The following is a 17,768-nucleotide window of genomic DNA, read 5'->3' on the forward strand; positions in this document are numbered from 1 at the left end:
AATCCTGTCCCTATGTCACCTCAGGGGCACGCCAAGGCCCGGCGTCAGCCCTCGAGTTCCCGATCGATGATCGCGAACATCGAGTCCAGCGAGGCGGAGTCGATGTCGTCGTTGTCCTGCTCGGTTCCTGCTGTGCTCGGTTCGTCTTCGAGGCGCGCCGTCATGGCCCGCAGTCGGTCTCTCAGTTCCTTGCGCGCGGCCGCGTCCTGATCGGCCATCGCGAGGACGGCCGCCTCCAACCGGTCCAGATCGGAGAGGCTCGGCTCGGCGCCGCCTTCGGCGCGGTCGAACTCGGTGCGCAGATGGGCGGCGAGGTCGGCCACGGTCGGGTGGTCGAAGATGAGGGTGGCGGGCAGCTGCAATCCGGTGGCGCTGTTCAGGCGGTTACGGAGATCCACCGCGGTCAGTGAGTCGAAGCCCAGCTCCTTGAACGCCCGCGAGGCGTCCACGGACCCCGCCGAGGCATGCCCCAGCACCCCGGCCACCTCGGCCAGCACCGCGTCCAACACCATACGGTCGCGCTCCACCGAGCCCAGCCCCCGCAGCCGCTCCACCAGACCACCACCACCGGCAGCACCACCCGACGCGGCAACACCCCAACGCCGACCAGCCCCCGGCACCAGCTCCCGCAACACGAACGGAACCCGACCACCGGCAAGCGCCGAGATACGCAGGGCAACGGGAACCGCGTTCGGCTCATTGACGACCAGCGCGGTGTCCATCAGGGCCAACGCCTCACGCGCGGCCAGCGGCGGCAATCCCGCCCGCCGCAACCGCGCCACGTCAGCCTGCGCCAACCGGCCCCCCATACCGGTCTCCCACATCCCCCAGGCCAGCGACACAGCGGGCAAACCCTGCGCGCGGCGCACGATCGCCAGAGCGTCCAGGACATTGTTCGCGGCCGAGTAGGCAGCCTGACCGGCATTGCCCACCACACCCGCGAACGACGAGAACAACACAAACGCCGACAGATCACGATCAGCCGTCAACTCATGCAAGTGAAGCGCCGATTCGGCCTTCGCCGCCAGCACACCCGCCAACCGCTCCGGCGTCAGATCAGCGACCACACCATCATCGAGAACCCCCGCCGCATGCACCACGGCCGACAGATCGACACCGTCGAGTACACCGGCCAGCGCCTCCCGGTCGGACACATCACACGCCTGGACACTGACCCGCGCACCCAACTCCTCAAGTTCGGCACGGAGTTCAGAGGCGCCGGGAGCTTCGGGCCCGCGCCGGGAGACGAGAAGCAGATCCCGCACCCCGTGCACGCTGACCAGATGCCGGGCAACCTCCGCGCCCAACCCCCCGGTCCCGCCCGTGATCAGCACCGCCCCCTCACCACCCCACGGCGACGGCACCGACAGAACGACCTTCCCCACATGCCGGGCCTGCCCCAACAGCCGCAACGCCTCCCGAGCCCTGGCCACGTCATACGAGGCCACCCTCACCGGCCGCAACGCACCCCGCTCGAACAGCTCCAGCAGCTCGGCCCACATCCCGGCGATCCGGTCCGGACCGGCATCCATGACGTCGAAGGCGGTGTAGTCGATGCCATGCTCCGCACGCACCTCCTCGGCGTCGCGGATGTCGGCCTTGCCCATCTCGACGAACCGGCCACCGGGCCGCACCAGCCGCAGCGAGGCATCCACGGACTCCCCCGCCAACGCGTCCAGCACCACATCCACACCCGCCCGGAACCGCTCCTCGAACTCAGTCGTCCGCGACGAAGCGATCCGCTCCTGCGCCACACCCAGCTCCCGCAGCACCGCCCACTTCGGCTCACTCGCCGTCGCGAACACCTCGGCGCCCAATCGCTGTGCCAGCTGCACCGCCGCCATACCGACACCACCGGCCGCTGCGTGAATCAGTACGGACTCACCCTCCTTCAGCCCGGCGAGGTCCTTCAGGGCGTAGTAGGCGGTCAGGAACACGATCGGCACGGACGCGGCCTGCTCGAACGACCAGCCCTCGGGCACCCGCGCCACCAGCCGCGCATCCGCGACGGCCGTCGGGCCGAAGGCACCGTCCAGCAGGCCCATCACCCGATCACCGACCGCCAGCCCGGTCACATCAGGCGCAACCTCGACGACCACACCGGCACCCTCATGCCCCAGCCGCCCCGCATCCCCGGGATACGTGCCCAACACGTTCAGCACATCCCGGAAGTTCACCCCGGCCGCCCGCACCGCGACCCGGACCTCACCGGGGCCGAGGACACGCGGCTCCTCCGCGACCATGGCCACGCCATCAAGTCGGCCTCGCTCCGCGACCTCCACCCGCCACGACATCCCGGGCGCCGCGGCCGGCGGTACGAGCAGGCCCTCGGCGTCCATCGGTGTCAGTTGCGGGAGCCAGATCCGGCCGTCGCGGACGGCGAGTTGGGGTTCCGTGCCCTGGGCGATGTGGTGGGCCAGCGTCCGATGCGAGGCCGGGTCGCCGTCGATGTCGGCCAGGAGGAAGCGGCCGGGGTGTTCGCTGAGCGCCGACCGGACCAGGCCCCAGGCGGCGGCGCCGGTCAGGTCGGTGTCGACCGGGCGCGGCGCGGCGCCGGCCGGAACCGCGTCGCGGGTCGTGACGACCAGCCGCGCTCCGGTCAGGCGCTCGTCCGCCAGGCAGGTCCGCATGGCCCCCAGGAGACCAGCGATCGGACTTGGGACTTCACCAGAGTTGGCGGCGATCCCCAGAGGCCGGCCGGGAGACGCGGTGCCGTCGGGCTGCATGTCCGGTACCGGCAGGATCACGACCTCGGGCGCCTCGGCGCCGGTGGCGAGGGAGTCGAGATCGCGGTGCCGGGTGATCGGGACGCCGGCGGCGGTCCACGGTTCCTCGGCGCGGGGGTCGGGCGAGATCAGCACCCAGCGCCGGTACTCGGCGAGTTCGGCGATGTCCGGGGCGTCGGCGGCGGGCGCCCATGTCAGGCGGTACAGGTCGTCGATGCCGGCCGGTGTCGGCAGGTCCGCGGCGGACACCGGGCGCAGCAGCAGGGATTGGACGGCGGCCACGGGGGCGCCGACGGCGTCGGCCACGCGCAGGGCGACTTCGCCGTCGCCGGCCGGGCGGAGGTGGGCGCGTACGGTCGTGGCGCCGGCGGCCGTGACGGACACTCCCGACCAGAGGAACGGCAGCAGGGCCTCGCCGTCGTCCGGGCCGCGCAGGGCGAGTGCGTGCAGGACGGTGTCCAGCAGGGCGGGGTGCACCGCGTAGGCGGTGGCCTCGGTGGCGCCGGGCTCGGGCAGAGCGGCCTCGACGTAGAGGTCTTCGCCGTGGCGCCAGGCTCGGGTCAGCCCGCGGAAGGTGGGTCCGTAGGCGAGACCGGCTGCGGTCAAACGCTCGTACAAGTCGTCCAGCGGCAGCGGGTCGGCGCCGGCCGGTGGCCACGCGCGCAGGTCCCAGTCGGGCTCGGCCTCCGGTGTGGCGAGGGTGGCGGTGGCGTGCAGTGTCCAGGGCGTGTCGGCGGGCGCGCCCTCGGGGCGGGCGTGGACGCGCAGGGCGCGGGTGGTCTCGGTCTCCTGCGGTTCGACGGAGATCTGCACCTGCGCGGCACCGTCCTCGGGGAGGACGAGCGGCTCGTGCAGGGTGAGGTCGGCGACGTGGCCGTGGCCGACCCGGTCACCGGCCTGGACGGCGAGTTCGAGCAGTGCCGTGCCGGGGACGACGACGCGTCCGGCGACCACGTGCTCGGCCAGCCAGGGGTGGCTGTCGGCGGACAGGCGGGAGGTGAGCAGCAGGGTGTCCGACCCGGCGACCGGCAGTGCCGCGCCGAGCAGCGGATGCCCCGGGGTGCCGAGGCCGAGGCTGTCCGCCGCGGCGCCGGAGCGGCTGGGCCGCAGCCAGTACCGCTGCCGTTGGAAGGCGTACGTCGGCAGCGGGACGCTGCGGGCTCCGGACCCGGCGAGGACGGCGGTCCAGTCGACGTCCGTTCCTCGGACGAACATCTCGGCGACAGCACCGAGGAAGGTCTCGGCCTCGGGCCTGCCCTTGCGGAGCACGGACTCGGCGGAGGCGTCGACGAGGCTGCTCAGTACCGGATCGGGGCCGATTTCCAGGAGCCGGACGACGCCTTCTCCGGTGACCGCCGCGGTGGCGGCCGCGTGGAACCGCACCGGCTGCCGGATCTGCCGTACCCAGTAGCCGGCGCTCGTCCAGTCGCCGTCGGCGAGGGGAGCGCCGCTGACGGTGCTGAGGGCCGTGCACCGCGGGGTGCCGTAGTGGATCTGCTCGGCGAGCGCGGCGAACTCGTCCAGCATCGACTCCATGAGCGGGGAGTGGAACGCGTGGGACACGCGCAGACGGGTCACCCGCCGACCGCGTTCACGGACCACGTCCATGACCCGCTCGACGCCCTCCTCCGCGCCGGAGACCACCACGGCGGCCGGACCATTGACGACCGCGATCGACACATCCCCCGTGGTCAGCAGCTCGGCGATCTCCGCCTCGTCCGCCTCCACGGCGGCCATCGCGCCGCCCTCCGGCAGGGTCTGCATCAGACGGGCGCGGGCGGCCACCAGCCGTACGGCGTCGGGCAGTTCGAGGACACCCGCGGTGTACGCGGCGGCGAACTCACCGACCGAATGACCCAGCACCACATCCGGGGCCACACCCCACGAGCGAAGCAACTCAACCGACGCTACCTGCACCGCGAACAGGGCCGCCTGTGCATAGCCGGTGCGGTCGAGCAGGGCGGCGGCTTCGGAGCCGTCGGCCGCGAAGAGGACGTCCCGGAGTGGGAGGGGGAAGCCCTCCGCGCCGGACAGCTCGGCCTCCAGCAGTGCGGCCGTCTCGTCGAAGGCACCCGCGAACACAGGGTAGGCGGCGTGCAGTTCACGCCCCATCCCGAGACGCTGGCTGCCCTGCCCCGTGAACATCCATGCCGTACGGCCCTCAGCGACCACCCCCATCACGGCCGGCTCCGCGAGCCCCGACCGCAGCGCGTCACCGTCCCGCCCGAGAATCACCGCCCGGTGTTCCAGGGCGGCACGAGTCGTGGCCAGGGACAACCCGATGTCCACCGGGTCGGGCTCGTGTGCGTCGAGGTCCTGCGCGAGTCGCGCGAGCTGGGCGCGCAGGGCTTTTGCACTGCGGCCGGAGACGGGCCACGGGACGACCGGCGGCTGTGCGGTGACCGTGCGCGGCTGCGGTGCATGGACGGGCGGGGCCTCTTCGAGGATGACGTGGGCGTTGGTGCCGCTGATACCGAACGACGACACACCCGCCCGGCGCGGCCGCTCCCCACGCGGCCAGGGCCGCTCCTGCCGCAGTAGCCGCACGGACCCGGAGTCCCAGTCGACGTGTGTGGAGGGTTCCTCCGCGTGCAGGGTGCGCGGCAGGGTCTGCTCCCGAAGCGCCATCACCATCTTGACCACGCTCGCCACACCGGCCGCGGCCTGCGGGTGGCCGAGGTTCGACTTGATCGAGCCCAGCCACAGGGGATCGTCGTCGGTCCTGGCCTGTCCGTACGTCGCGAGCAGGGCTTGTGCCTCGATCGGGTCGCCCAGCCGGGTGCCGGTGCCGTGCGCCTCGACGGCGTCCACCTCGGCGGTGTCGAGGCGCGCGGCGGCCAGCGCCTGCCGGATCACCCGCTGCTGGGACGGGCCGTTGGGTGCGGTGAGCCCATTGGACGCACCGTCCTGATTGATCGCGCTGCCCCGTACCACCGCCAGCACGGGGTGGCCGTTGCGCAGGGCGTCGGAGAGGCGTTCCACGACGATGACGCCCGCGCCCTCGGACCAGCCCGTGCCGTCGGCGGCGTCGGCGAACGACTTGCAGCGCCCGTCACCGGCCAGCCCGCCCTGCCGTGCGAACTCCAGGAACATGCCCGGGTTGGCCATGACGGTGGCGCCGCCCGCGAGGGCCATGTCGCACTCGCCGGAGCGCAAGGCCTGGCACGCCAGGTGCAGGGCGACCAGGGCGGAGGAGCAGGCGGTGTCCACAGACACGGCCGGGCCCTCCAGGCCGAGCAGATACGACAGTCGGCCGGAGGCGACGCTGGGGGTGCTGCCGGTGAGCAGGTAGCCCTCGGTCTCGGCGGTCGTCTCGTGGAGGTGGCCGCCGTAGCCGTTGGCGGAGACGCCCGCGTAGACGCCGGTCGCGGTGCCGCGCAGGGAGGTCGGGTCGATGCCCGCCCGCTCCAGGGCCTCCCACGCCGTCTCCAGGAGCAACCGCTGCTGCGGATCCATCGCCAACGCCTCACGCGGCGAGATCCCGAACAACTCGGCGTCGAAGTCCCCGGCCTCCGCCACGAATCCGCCGACGGCTGCGACGCCGTCGAGGGCGCGGGTGTCCCAGCCGCGGTCGGACGGGAAGGGTGTGATCGCGTCCTTGCCGGTGACGACCAGGTCCCACAGCGCGTCGGGCGAGTCCGCGCCGCCGGGGAACCGGCAGCCGAGGCCCACGATCGCGATGGGGTCGTCGGCGTCTGCGAGCGCGCGGACACGGGTCGTGCCGGTGGCGTCGGTCGCGTCGTCGTCGCCCAGCAGGTGGGTGTGGAGGTGGGCGACGAGGGCGCCGGGGGTGGGGTGGTCGAAGACGAGGGTGGCGGGCAGCGCGATCCCGGTGGCGGTGCGCAGGCGGTTGCGCAGGTCGACGGCGGTGAGCGAGTCGAACCCGAGGTCCTTGAAGGCGCGGTCCGGGTCGATCTGTCCGGGTGAGGTGTGTCCGAGGACCGCCGCGACCTGGGCGCGCACGGTGTCGAGCAGCAGCCGTTCCCGCTCGTCGGGCCGCAACCCGCGCAGCCGGTCGGCGAGTTCGCCGCCGCCCCCGGTGCCGGGCCGCCTACGGGCATCACGCCTGCGTCGGGCGGCGGGCACCAGGTGGTGCAGTACGGCGGGCAGGCTCTCGTGTCCGGCCTCGGCGAGCGCGGGGACGCGCAGGGCGACGGGAACGGCGGTCGGCTCGTCGAGCAGCAGCGCGGCGTCGAGCAGGGCGAGGCCCTGGCCGGTCTCCAGCGCGGGGTAGCCCTGCCGGGCCATGCGCTCCAACTCGGCCTCGCCCAGCGTCCCGCCCATGCCGTCGGCGGTGGCCCACATGCCCCAGGCCAGCGACACGGCGGGCAGTCCCTCGGCGCGGCGGGTGGCCGCGAGGGCGTCCAGGGCGTTGTTGGCGGCGGCGTAGGCCGCCTGCCCGGGGTTGCCGACCACGCCCGCGAAGGAGGAGAACAGCACGAACGCGGAGAGCCGCTGGCCTCGCGTCAGCTCGTGCAGATGCCGGGCCGAGTCGGCCTTGGCGGCCAGGACACGGGCCAGCCGTTCCGGGGTGAGGTCGGTGACGAGGGCGTCGTCGAGGACACCGGCCGCGTGCACCACACCGCTCAGTGGGACACCGTCGAGCACACCGGCCAGCGCCGACCGGTCGGAGACGTCACATGCCCGCACGCTGACGCGGGCACCCAACTCACCCAGTTCCGCCTGAAGTTCGCGGGCGCCGGGAGCGTCGGGCCCACGCCGGGAGACCAGCAGCAGATCCCGTACGCCGTGGGCGGTGACCAGATGCCGGGCGACCTCGGCGCCCAGCCCACCGGTGCCGCCCGTGATCAGGACCGTGCCCTCGCCGGTCCACGGTGACGGCACCGACAGGACGACCTTGCCGACATGCCTGGCCTGCCCCAGCAGGCGCAACGCCTCCGGCGCACGCGAGATCCCGTACGGGGTGACCGGGGCGGGCCGTAGGGCGCCCCGCTCGAACAGCTCCAGGAGTGCCGCGAACATCTCGGCGATCCGGTCCGGGCCGGCATCCATCAGATCGAACGAGCGGTACGACACCCCGTGCTCCGCGCGCACCTGCTCGGCGTCGCGGATGTCGGTCTTGCCCATCTCCACGAACCGGCCGCCAGGCCGCACCAGCCGCAGCGAGGCATCCACGAACTCACCCGCGAGCGAGTCCAGCACCACATCCACACCCGGCCGGAACCGCTCCTCGAACTCCGTCGTCCGCGAGGAAGCGATCCGCTCGACCGGGACACCCAGTTCACGCACCACCGGCCACTTCGGCTCACTGGCGGTCGCGTAGACCTCGCCGCCCAAGTGCTGGGCGAGCTGCACGGCGGCCATGCCGACGCCACCGGCGGCGGCATGGATCAGCACGGATTCGCCCGCCTTGAACCCGGCGAGGTCAACCAGCGCGTAGTAGGCGGTGAGGAACACGATCGGCACGGACGCCGCCTGCTCGAACGACCATCCGTCCGGCACCCGGGCCAGCAGCCGCGCATCGGTGACGGCCGTCGGGCCGAACGCCCCGTCCAGCAGACCCATCACCCGATCACCGACGACCAGGCCGGTCACCTCCGGGCCGACCTCCACCACCACACCGGCACCTTCGTGCCCGAGCCTGCCGGGGTCACCGGGGTACATCCCGAGGACGTTCAGCACATCCCGGAAGTTGACGCCGGCCGCGCGCACCGCGACCCGCACCTCACCGGGTTCCAGGGCCCTTCGTGCCTCCGGAACGAACGCGACACCGTTGAGGCGTCCTTGGGCGACGACGTCCATGCGCCAGCCGTCGCTCGATCCGGCGGGCGGCAGCAGCACATCGTCGGTGACCGCGCGGACAAGGCGCGGGACCCGCACATCGCCGTGCCGGACGAGCAGTTCGCCCTGATCGGGGCAGCCTGCCAGGGCCCGGTACGACTCCGCCGAGCCGTCTAGGTCCGCGAGCCGGAAGCGTCCCGGGTTCTCGCCGGCCGCCGAGCGGACCAGACCCCAGACGGTCGCGCCGGCGATGTCGGCGAGGTCGTCGCCGACGGCTCGGTGGGTGACGAAGACCAGGCCGGCGCCCGCGAGCCGGGGTTCGGCCAGCCAGCCCTGGACGAGTGCCAGGGTGGCGGCGGCCACGTCGGTGAGGGAGCGGCCGGTGGTGTTCACCGGCGCGAACACCGTCTCCGGTGTCTCGTCCCCGGCGTCGAGTGCGGCGGTGAGGGCCGCGAGGTCGGCGTGGGCGCGGGCGGGGGCGTCGGGCAGGGCGGCGGGGTCGCCCAGCACCGTCCAGGTCGCGGTCGACGCGGGAGCGGTGTCCGGGAGGGGCTGCCAGTCGATGCGGAACAGGCTGTCGCGGAACGCGCTGTCGGAGGCGGTGAGGGCGCCGGCGGACAGGGGGCGGAGCGTCAGGGCGTCGGCTCGGGCCACCGGTTCGCCGGTCGCGTCGGCCACGTGGAGCGTGACGGTGTCGTCGCCGTGGCGCGAGATCCGGACGCGGAGCGCGGTGGCGCCGACGGCCGACACTTCGACGCCGGACCACAGGAACGGCAGCAGCGCGCCGGCGTCCTCGCGCTCCCGCAGCCCCAGTGCGTGCAGGACGGTGTCCAGCAGGGCGGGGTGGACCCCGAACCCCTCGGCGCCGCCCGCCACGGCGTCGGGCAGCGCGGCCTGGACGAACCAGTCGTCGCCGGAGCGCCAGACGCGTTCGAGTCCGCGGAACGCCGGGCCGTAGGACAGTCCGGCAGCGCCCAACCGCTCGTACAGGCCGTCCAGTTCCACCAGTTCGGCGCCCTGTGGGGGCCAGGCCCGCAGGTCCCAGTCCTCGTCGATGGGCTCGCCCGGAGCCAGGAGGCCGGCGGCGTGCAGGGTCCAGGGGGCGTCGGCCGTGGTCTCGGGGCGGCCGTAGACGTACAGCTGCCGTCGGCCGTCGGTGCCGGGGGCCTCGACGTTGAGCTGGATGTGGACCGCGCTCGCGTCGGGCAGTGCGAGCGGGGCGTGGAGGGTGAGTTCGTCGACGCGGTCGAGTCCGACGCGTTCCGCGGCGGCCAGCGCCAGTTCGAGGACGGCCGTGCCGGGCAGGATCACCGACCCCGCCACGGCGTGGTCCGCGAGCCAGGGCCGGTCGGCGATGGACAGCCGTGCCGTCAGCAGGACGGCGTCCGATCCGGCGACGGGCACGGCGGCACCCAGCAGCGGATGTCCGGTGCTGCCGAGGCCGAGGTCGCCGGCGGCCACGGTGGCGCGCGGCGCGTCGAGCCAGTAGCGGCGGCGCTGGAACGCGTACGTCGGCAGCGGCACCTCACGCGCGCCCGTGCCCGCGAAGACGGCGGCCCAGTCGACCTGGGTGCCGTGCACGAAGAGTTCGGCGACGGCCCGCAGCAGGGTCTCCGGCTCGGGGCGGTCCTTGCGGAGCGTGGCGGCGGCGGGTACGTCACCGGCGAGCGCGGTCAGGACGGGGTCGGGACCGATCTCCAGGAACCGTCCGGCGCCCTGGGCGTGGGCCGCGGTGAACGCGTCGTGGAAGCGGACCGGGCGGACGACCTGGTCGGCCCAGTAGGCGGGGGTCGTCCAGTCGTTCTCGCCGAGCGGGGCGCCGGTCACGCTGCTCACGGCGGCGACCTGCGGCGTGCGGTAGGTGATGCGGGCGGCGACCTCGGTGAACTCGGCGAGGACGGGTTCCATCAGCGGCGAGTGGAAGGCGTGCGACACGCGCAGCCGTGTGGCTCGGTGGCCCTCCGCACGGGCCCGCTCGACGACCGCGTCCACGGCTTCCGCGGTGCCCGAAACGACCACCGAGGTGGGCCCGTTGACGGCCGCGAGCACCGCGCCGTCCGGCAGCCGGCCGGTCAGCTCCGCCTCGGCCGACTCGATCGCCGCCATCGCGCCGCCCTCGGGCAGCGCCTGCATCAGCCGGGCGCGCGCCGCCACCAGCCTTACCGCGTCCGGCAGTTCGAAGACCCCGGCGGTGTACGCGGCGGCGAACTCGCCCACCGAGTGGCCCAGTACGGCCTCCGGGGCCATCCCCCAGGACCGCAGCAGCGCGACCAGCGCCACCTGCACCGCGAACAGTGCCGGCTGCGCGTATCCGGTGGTGTTCAGCAGCCCGGTGTCGTCCGCGAACAGCGCGTCCTTCAGGGGGCGGTCGAAGCCGAGCTGCGCGTCCAGCAGTTCGCAGACCTCGTCCAGCGCGGCGGCGAACACCGGATGGGCGTCGTACAACTCCCTCCCCATGCCTTGCCGTTGGCTGCCCTGGCCGGTGAACATCCATGCCGTACGGCCCTCGGTGACGGTCCCGGTGATCGTGGGCCCGGCGAGTTGCGCGCGCAGGGTGTCCAGGTCGGGGCCCAGCAGGACGGCACGGTGTTCCAGCACCGCGCGGGTCGTGGCCAGTGACCGGCCGGTGTCCATGGGGTCCGCGTCGACGGAGGCCAGTCGGGCGAGTTGGGCGTGCAGCGCCTCGGCCGAGCGCGCCGAGACCACCCACGGCACCGTCGGCAGCCCGTGCTCCGGTCGCCGCGCGGGGGCGGGGCGTGGAGCCGAGGCCTCTTCGATGACGACGTGGGCGTTGGTGCCGCTGATGCCGAAGGACGACACACCCGCCCGGCGCGGACGCTCACCCTGCGGCCAGGCCCGTTCCTCAGTCAGCAGCCGCACCGCACCCGCCGACCAGTCCACGTGGGTGGAGGGCTGGTCGGCGTGCAGGGTGCGCGGCAGACGCTCGGCGTGCAGCGCCATCACCATCTTGATGACTCCGGCCGCGCCCGCCGCCGCCTGTGTGTGCCCGATGTTGGATTTCACGGCGCCCAGCCAGAGCGGCTCGGCCCGGTCCTGGCCGTAGGTGGCGAGGAGGGCCTGGGCCTCGATGGGGTCGCCGAGCCGGGTGCCGGTGCCGTGCGCCTCGACCGCGTCGACCTCGGCCGCCGTCACCCCGGCGTTGGCCAGCGCCTGACGGATCACCCGCTGCTGGGACGGCCCGTTGGGCGCGGTGAGGCCGTTGGACGCACCGTCCTGATTGACCGCGCTGCCCCGTACGACGGCGAGCACCGGACGGCCCTGGCGGCGTGCCTCGCTCAGCCGCATCAGCACCAGCACGCCCGCGCCCTCGGCCCAGCCCGTGCCGTCGGCGTCGTCCGCGAAGGACTTGCAGCGGCCGTCGGCGGCGAGTCCGCCCTGGCGGGAGAACTCCACGAAGGTGGTCGGTGAGGCCATGACGGTGACGCCGCCCGCGAGGGCCGTGTCGCACTCCCCCGACCTGAGCGACTGGCACGCCAGATGCAGTGCCACGAGCGACGACGAACACGCCGTGTCCACCGTCACCGCCGGACCCTCGAAGCCGTAGACGTAGGAGACCCGGCCGGAGAAGACGCTGCCCGCGTTGCCGTTGGCCAGGAGTCCCTCGACCTCGCTGGGCACGGTGTGCAGCCGGGCGTGGTAGTCGTGGTACATCAGGCCCGCGAAGACGCCCGTGCGCGAACCCCGCAGCGACAGCGGATCGACACCCGCCCGCTCCAGCGCCTCCCACGACGTCTCCAGCAGCAACCGCTGCTGCGGATCCATCGCCAACGCCTCACGCGGCGAGATCCCGAACAACTCCGCATCGAACTCGGCCGCGTCGTGCAGGAAGCCGCCCTCCCGCGTGGCGGAACTGCCGGAACCCTCGCCGTACAGGGCCGTCAGGTCCCAGCCGCGGTCCGCCGGGAAGCCCGACACTCCGTCGCCGCCGGAGGCGACCAGGTCCCACAGAGCCTCGGGTGAGTCCACCCCACCCGGGAAACGGCACCCCATCCCCACGATCGCGATGGGCTCGTCGGTGCCGGTCGTGGTGCGGGCGGCCATGGCGGGGAGGTCCGCCGAGCCGAGGAGTTCCGTGCGGAGGTGGGCGGTGAGGGCGAGGGGGCTGGGGTGGTCGAAGACGAGGGTGGCGGGGAGTTGGAGGCCGGTGACGGTCTTGAGGCGGTTGCGGAGGTCGACGGCGGTCAGGGAGTCGAAGCCGAGGTCCTTGAAGGCACGGGCGGGTTCGACGGCCGCGGTGCCGGTGTGGCCGAGGACTCCGGCGACCGCGGTCTGTACCAGGTCGAGCAGGAGCCGGTGCTGTTCGTCGCCGGGCAGGGTGAGCAGGCGGCGGGCGAGGGCGTTGCCGCTGTCGGTGCCGGTGGCGGCCTGCCGGCGGGCGGTGGGCAGCAGGCCGTGCAGGACGGCCGGGGCGGTGTCGCGGTGGGCGGCGAGGGCGGTCGTGTCGAGCGCGAAGGGCAGGGCGACGGGGTGCTCGCAGTGGAGCGCGGCGTCGAAGAGGGCGAGGGCCTCGTCGGTGGGCAGCGGCGGGAAGCCGTGGCGGCGCAGGCGTGCGACGTCGGACTGCGCTGTGCGGCCGCCCATGCCGTCGGCCGTCTCCCACATACCCCAGGCCAGCGACAGCGCGGGCAGGCCCTGGACGCGGCGGGCGGTGGCGAGGGTGTCCAGGACCGTGTTGGCGGCGGCGTAGGCGGCCTGGCCGGGATTGCCGAAGACACCGGCGACGGAGGAGAACAGCACGAAGGCGTACAGGTCCTGATCGGCCGTCAGCTCGTGCAGGTGCAGGGCCGCGGTGGCCTTGCTGTCGAGGACGTGGGTGAGCCGGTCGGGGGTGAGGTCGGTGAGGAGGCCGTCGTCGAGCACGCCGGCCGCGTGGATCACACCGCTGAGGCGTACGCCGTCCAGGGCTGCTGCCAGAGCGGTCCGGTCGGCGGCGTCGCAGGCGACGACCCGGACGCTGGCGCCCGCTGCGCCGAGGTCGGCGACGAGGCCCTCGGCTCCCGGTGCTTCGATGCCACGGCGGGACATGAGCAGCAGGTCGCGCACGCCGTGCGCGTCGACCAGGTGCCGGGCGACGAGCGCGCCGAGGCCACCGGTGCCGCCCGTGATGAGGACGGTCCCGGTCTCCGGCCAGCAGGTGCCGTCGGTGCCCGCCGGTGCGGCGCTCCGGATGACGCGCGGCAGCAGGACCTGCTCCCCGCGCACGACGAGTTGGTCGGCGTCGAGGCCGGCCAGGGCGGCGACGAGGGTGCGCAGGGCTTCGGGGGCGCCGTCGGTGTCGGCGACGGCGAAGCGGCCGGGGTGTTCGTTGGCGGCGGTGCGCAGCAGACCCCATACGGCGGCGCCCGCGGGGTCGGTGGCGTCGTCGCCGGCCGCTCTCGCGGTGACCGGCACCAGGCGGGCGTGCGCGAAGCGGTCGTCGGCGAGCCATGTGTGTACGGCGGCCAGGACGTCGGCGGCGGCCGTGCCGGGGCCGACCGGGAGGAGGACCGTCGCCGGGTTCGTCGCGGCGAGGGCGTCGAGGGTGGTGCCCGGGACGATCGCCGGGTCGGCGGCGGTCCACGGCGCGGGGTCGTCGGTCAGTACGGCCAGGGCCGGGCCGGCGCCCTGGCCGTCGGCGGACGCCGGCAGGGCGACCGGGGTCCACTCCAGCCGGAAGAGGCCGCCCGCGCGCGGGGTGTCGTCGCTCAGCGCCGGCAGGGGGCGCAGGACGAGGCCCTCGATGTCGGCGACGGGTGCGCCGGTCTCGTCCGCCGCCTGGAGGGCGACGGTGTCGTCGGTGTGCCGGGCGATCCGGACGCGGAGGGTGGCGGCGCCCACGGCGTGCAGACGTACACCGCTCCACAGGAACGGGAGCCGTGCCTGGTCGCCGGTGTCCTGGGGCAGGGCGAGCGCGTGCAGGGCGGCGTCGAGGAGGGCGGGGTGCAGGCCGAAGGCGGTGGCGTCGCCGGTGCCGTCCGGCAGGGCGGCCTCGACGAGCAGGTCGTCGCCGTCCCGCCAGGCGGCGGTGAGGCCGCGGAACGCGGGGCCGTACTCGAGTCCGGCTGCGGCCAGCCGGTCGTACAGGCCGTCCAGCGGGAGGGGTTCGGCTCCGGCGGGGGGCCAGGCCCGCAGGTCCCAGGAGGGGGAGGGACCTGCGGGAGCGAGGGTGCCGGCGGCGTGCAGCGTCCACGGCGCGTCGGCGGGTGCGCCGTCCGGGCGGGCGTGGACGCGGACGGCTCGGGTGCCGTCGGCCGCGGCGGGTTCCACGGCGATCTGGAGGTGTGCGGTGCCGTGCTCGGGCAGTACGAGCGGGGTGTGCAGGGCGAGTTCGGTGAGGGCGCCGCAGCCCGCCTGGTCGCCTGCCTGCACGGCGAGTTCGACGAGGGCGGTGCCGGGGACGACGGCTCGTCCGGCGACGGTGTGGTCGGCGAGCCAGGGGTGGGTGTCGGCCGACAGGGCGGCGGTGAGCAGGACGGTGTCGGTGCCGGCGGGGCGCAGGGTGGCGCCGAGCAGGGGGTGGCCGACGCTGCCGAGGCCGAGGCCGCCGACGTCGGTGACGGTGCGGGTGGGCCGTATCCAGAACCGCCGGTGGTGGAAGGCGTAGGTGGGCAGGTCGACGCGGTGTGCCCCGGTGCCCTCGAACAGGGCGGCCCAGCCGACGGGCGCCCCGTGCACGTACATCTCGGCCAGCGCGGTGAGCAGCGACTCGGGCTCGTGCGTTCCCTCGCGCAGGACGGACGCGGCGGGGGTGTCGCCGGCCGTGCGGGCGAGGCCGGTGAGGACGGGGTCGGGGCCGATCTCCAGCAGGCGGCTCGCGGACTGCCGGCCGGTGGCGGTGGTGAGGGCGTCGTGGAAGCGGACGGGGCGGACGATCTGGTCGGCCCAGTAGGCGGGCGTCGGCCAGTCGGAGGCGGTGACCGGGGCCCCGGTGAGGGTGCTGACGGCGGCGAGGGCCGGCGGGCGGAAGGTGATGCTCTCGGCGACCCGGGTGAACTCGGCGACCGCGGGGGCCATGTGGGGCGAGTGGAAGGCGTGCGAGACGCGCAGCCGCGTGACGCGCCGGTCGCGCGCGCGGGCGGCGGCCATGACGCGTTCGACGGCGTCCTCGGTCCCCGAGACGACGACCGCTCGGGGCCCGTTCACGGCGGCGACGGTGACCTCGGAGGAGTCGAGTAGCTCCATGACCTCGGCCTCGTCTGCCTCCACGGCGGCCATGGCGCCGCCCTCGGGCAGGGCCTGCATGACGCGGGCGCGGGCGGCGACCAGGCGTGCCGCGTCGGCCAGGTCGAACACGCCGGCCACGTAGGCGGCGGCGTACTCGCCGATGGAGTGGCCGAGGACGACATCGGGGCGGGTGTCCCAGGAGCGGAGCAGTTCGGCGGTGGCGGTCTGCAGGGCGAACAGGGCGGTCTGGGCGTATCCGGTGCGGTCCAGGAGGGCCGCTTCGGGGGTGCCTTCGGCGGCGAACATGACGTCACGGACGGGGAGTTCGAATCCGGGGGTGCCCGCGAGGGCGGCGTCCAGGGCTTCGCAGACGACGTCCAGGACGGCCGCGAACACCGGGTGGGTGTCGTACAACTCCCGTCCCATGCCGGGACGTTGGCTGCCCTGGCCGGTGAACATCCAGGCCGTACGGCCGTCGATGACCGTACCGGTGACGGTGCCGGGGTCCGGGATGCCGTCGGCGAGGGCGGCGGCCCGGTCGCGCAGGGCACCGGGGTCGCCGAGGACGACGGCGCGGTGGTCGAGGCGGGCGCGGCCGGTGACGAGGGACAGGCCGATGTCGGTCGGATCGGCTTCGAACGCGGCCAGGCGGGCGGCCTGGGCGGTCAGGGCGTCGTGGCTGCGGGCCGACAGCACCCAGGGCACGACCGGCAGCGCGGTCACGGCACGCTGCTCCGGCTCTTCGGCCGCCGGCGCCTCCTCGACGATCACATGGGCGTTGGTGCCGCTGATGCCGAAGGCGGAGACACCGGCCCGGCGGGGGCGTTCGCCGCGCGGCCAGGGGCGGGAGTCGGTCAGCAGACGGACGTCGCCCTCGGCCCAGTCGACCCGGGTGGAGCGGGTCTCGCAGTGCAGGGAGCGGGGCAGCAGTTCGGCCCGCAGCGACATGATGGTCTTGATGAGGCCGGCGACGCCCGCGGCGGACTGGGTGTGGCCGATGTTGGACTTCACGGAGCCGAGCCACAGGGGTTCGGTGCGGTCCTGGCCGTAGGTGGCCATGAGGGCCTGGGCCTCGATGGGGTCGCCGAGCCGGGTGCCGGTGCCGTGCGCCTCGACGGCGTCGACGTCGGCGGTGGTGAGGGCGGCGGCGTCGAGGGCGGCGCGGATGACGCGTTGCTGGGCGGGGCCGTTGGGTGCGGTGAGGCCGTTGGAGGCGCCGTCCTGGTTGACGGCGCTGCCGCGGATCACGGCGAGGATCGGGTGGCCGTGTCGCTGGGCGTCGGAGAGGCGTTCGAGGACGAGGACGCCGGCGCCCTCGGACCAGCCGGTGCCGTCGGCGTCGTCGGCGAAGGACTTGCAGCGCCCGTCGCCGGCGAGGCCGCCCTGGCGGGCGAACTCCAGGAACATGCCGGGGTTGGCCATGACGGTGGCGCCGCCCGCGAGGGCCGTGTCGCACTCGCCGGAGCGCAGCGCCTGGCAGGCGAGGTGCAGGGCGACCAGCGCGGAGGAGCAGGCGGTGTCGACGGTGACGGCGGGCCCTTCGAGGCCGAGGGTGTAGGCGACGCGGCCGGAGGCGACGCTGGGGATGGAGCCGGTGAGCAGATAGCCCTCGGTCTCCGGCGTGGCCTCGTGGAGGTGGCCGCCGTAGCCGTTGCCGGAGACGCCGGTGAAGACGCCGGTGCGGGAGCCGCGCAGCGAGGTGGGGTCGATGCCCGCGCGCTCCAGGGCCTCCCAGGACGTCTCGAGCAGCAGGCGCTGCTGTGGGTCCATGGCGAGCGCCTCGCGCGGGCTGATGCCGAACAGGTCCGGGTCGAACAGGGGCGCGTCGTGGAGGAATCCGCCGGCGGCTGTGGTGTCGCCGAGGGCGCTCAGGTCCCAGCCGCGGTCCTCGGGCACCGGTGTGATGCCGTCCCGTTCGCCGGCGACGAGCTCCCACAGGGCCTCGGGCGTGGTGGCGCCGCCGGGGAAGCGGCAGCCCATGCCGACGACGGCGACCGGTTCCCGGGACGCCGTGACGAGGTCCTGGTAGCGCTGCCAGAGCCGGTCGTTCTCCTTGAGGGACTCCCGCAGGGCTTCGACGAGCTCTTCGGAGGATGCAGTCATGTCCTTCTCCACGGTCGCGGTGAGCGTGCGGGG

1 protein-coding gene is annotated in these 17,768 nt (G+C 74.2%); it reads right to left on the minus strand.

What is annotated here, in order from left to right; all coding sequences use genetic code 11:
* Nucleotides 1-44: 44 nt before the first annotated feature.
* A complete protein-coding gene (locus tag ACZ7NC_RS35555) occupies nucleotides 45-17,735 on the minus strand; it encodes an SDR family NAD(P)-dependent oxidoreductase (protein ID WP_471494574.1) in 17,691 nt (5,896 codons plus the stop codon).
* Nucleotides 17,736-17,768 lie beyond the last annotated feature (33 nt).

This window comes from Streptomyces sp. NPDC111802 (assembly GCF_055634335.1).

Excerpts from the sequence above, each read along its gene's own strand:
- ACZ7NC_RS35555 (WP_471494574.1), bottom strand. The coding sequence starts at position 17,735 with ATGACTGCATCCTCCGAAGAGCTCGTCGAAGCCCTGCGGGAGTCCCTC.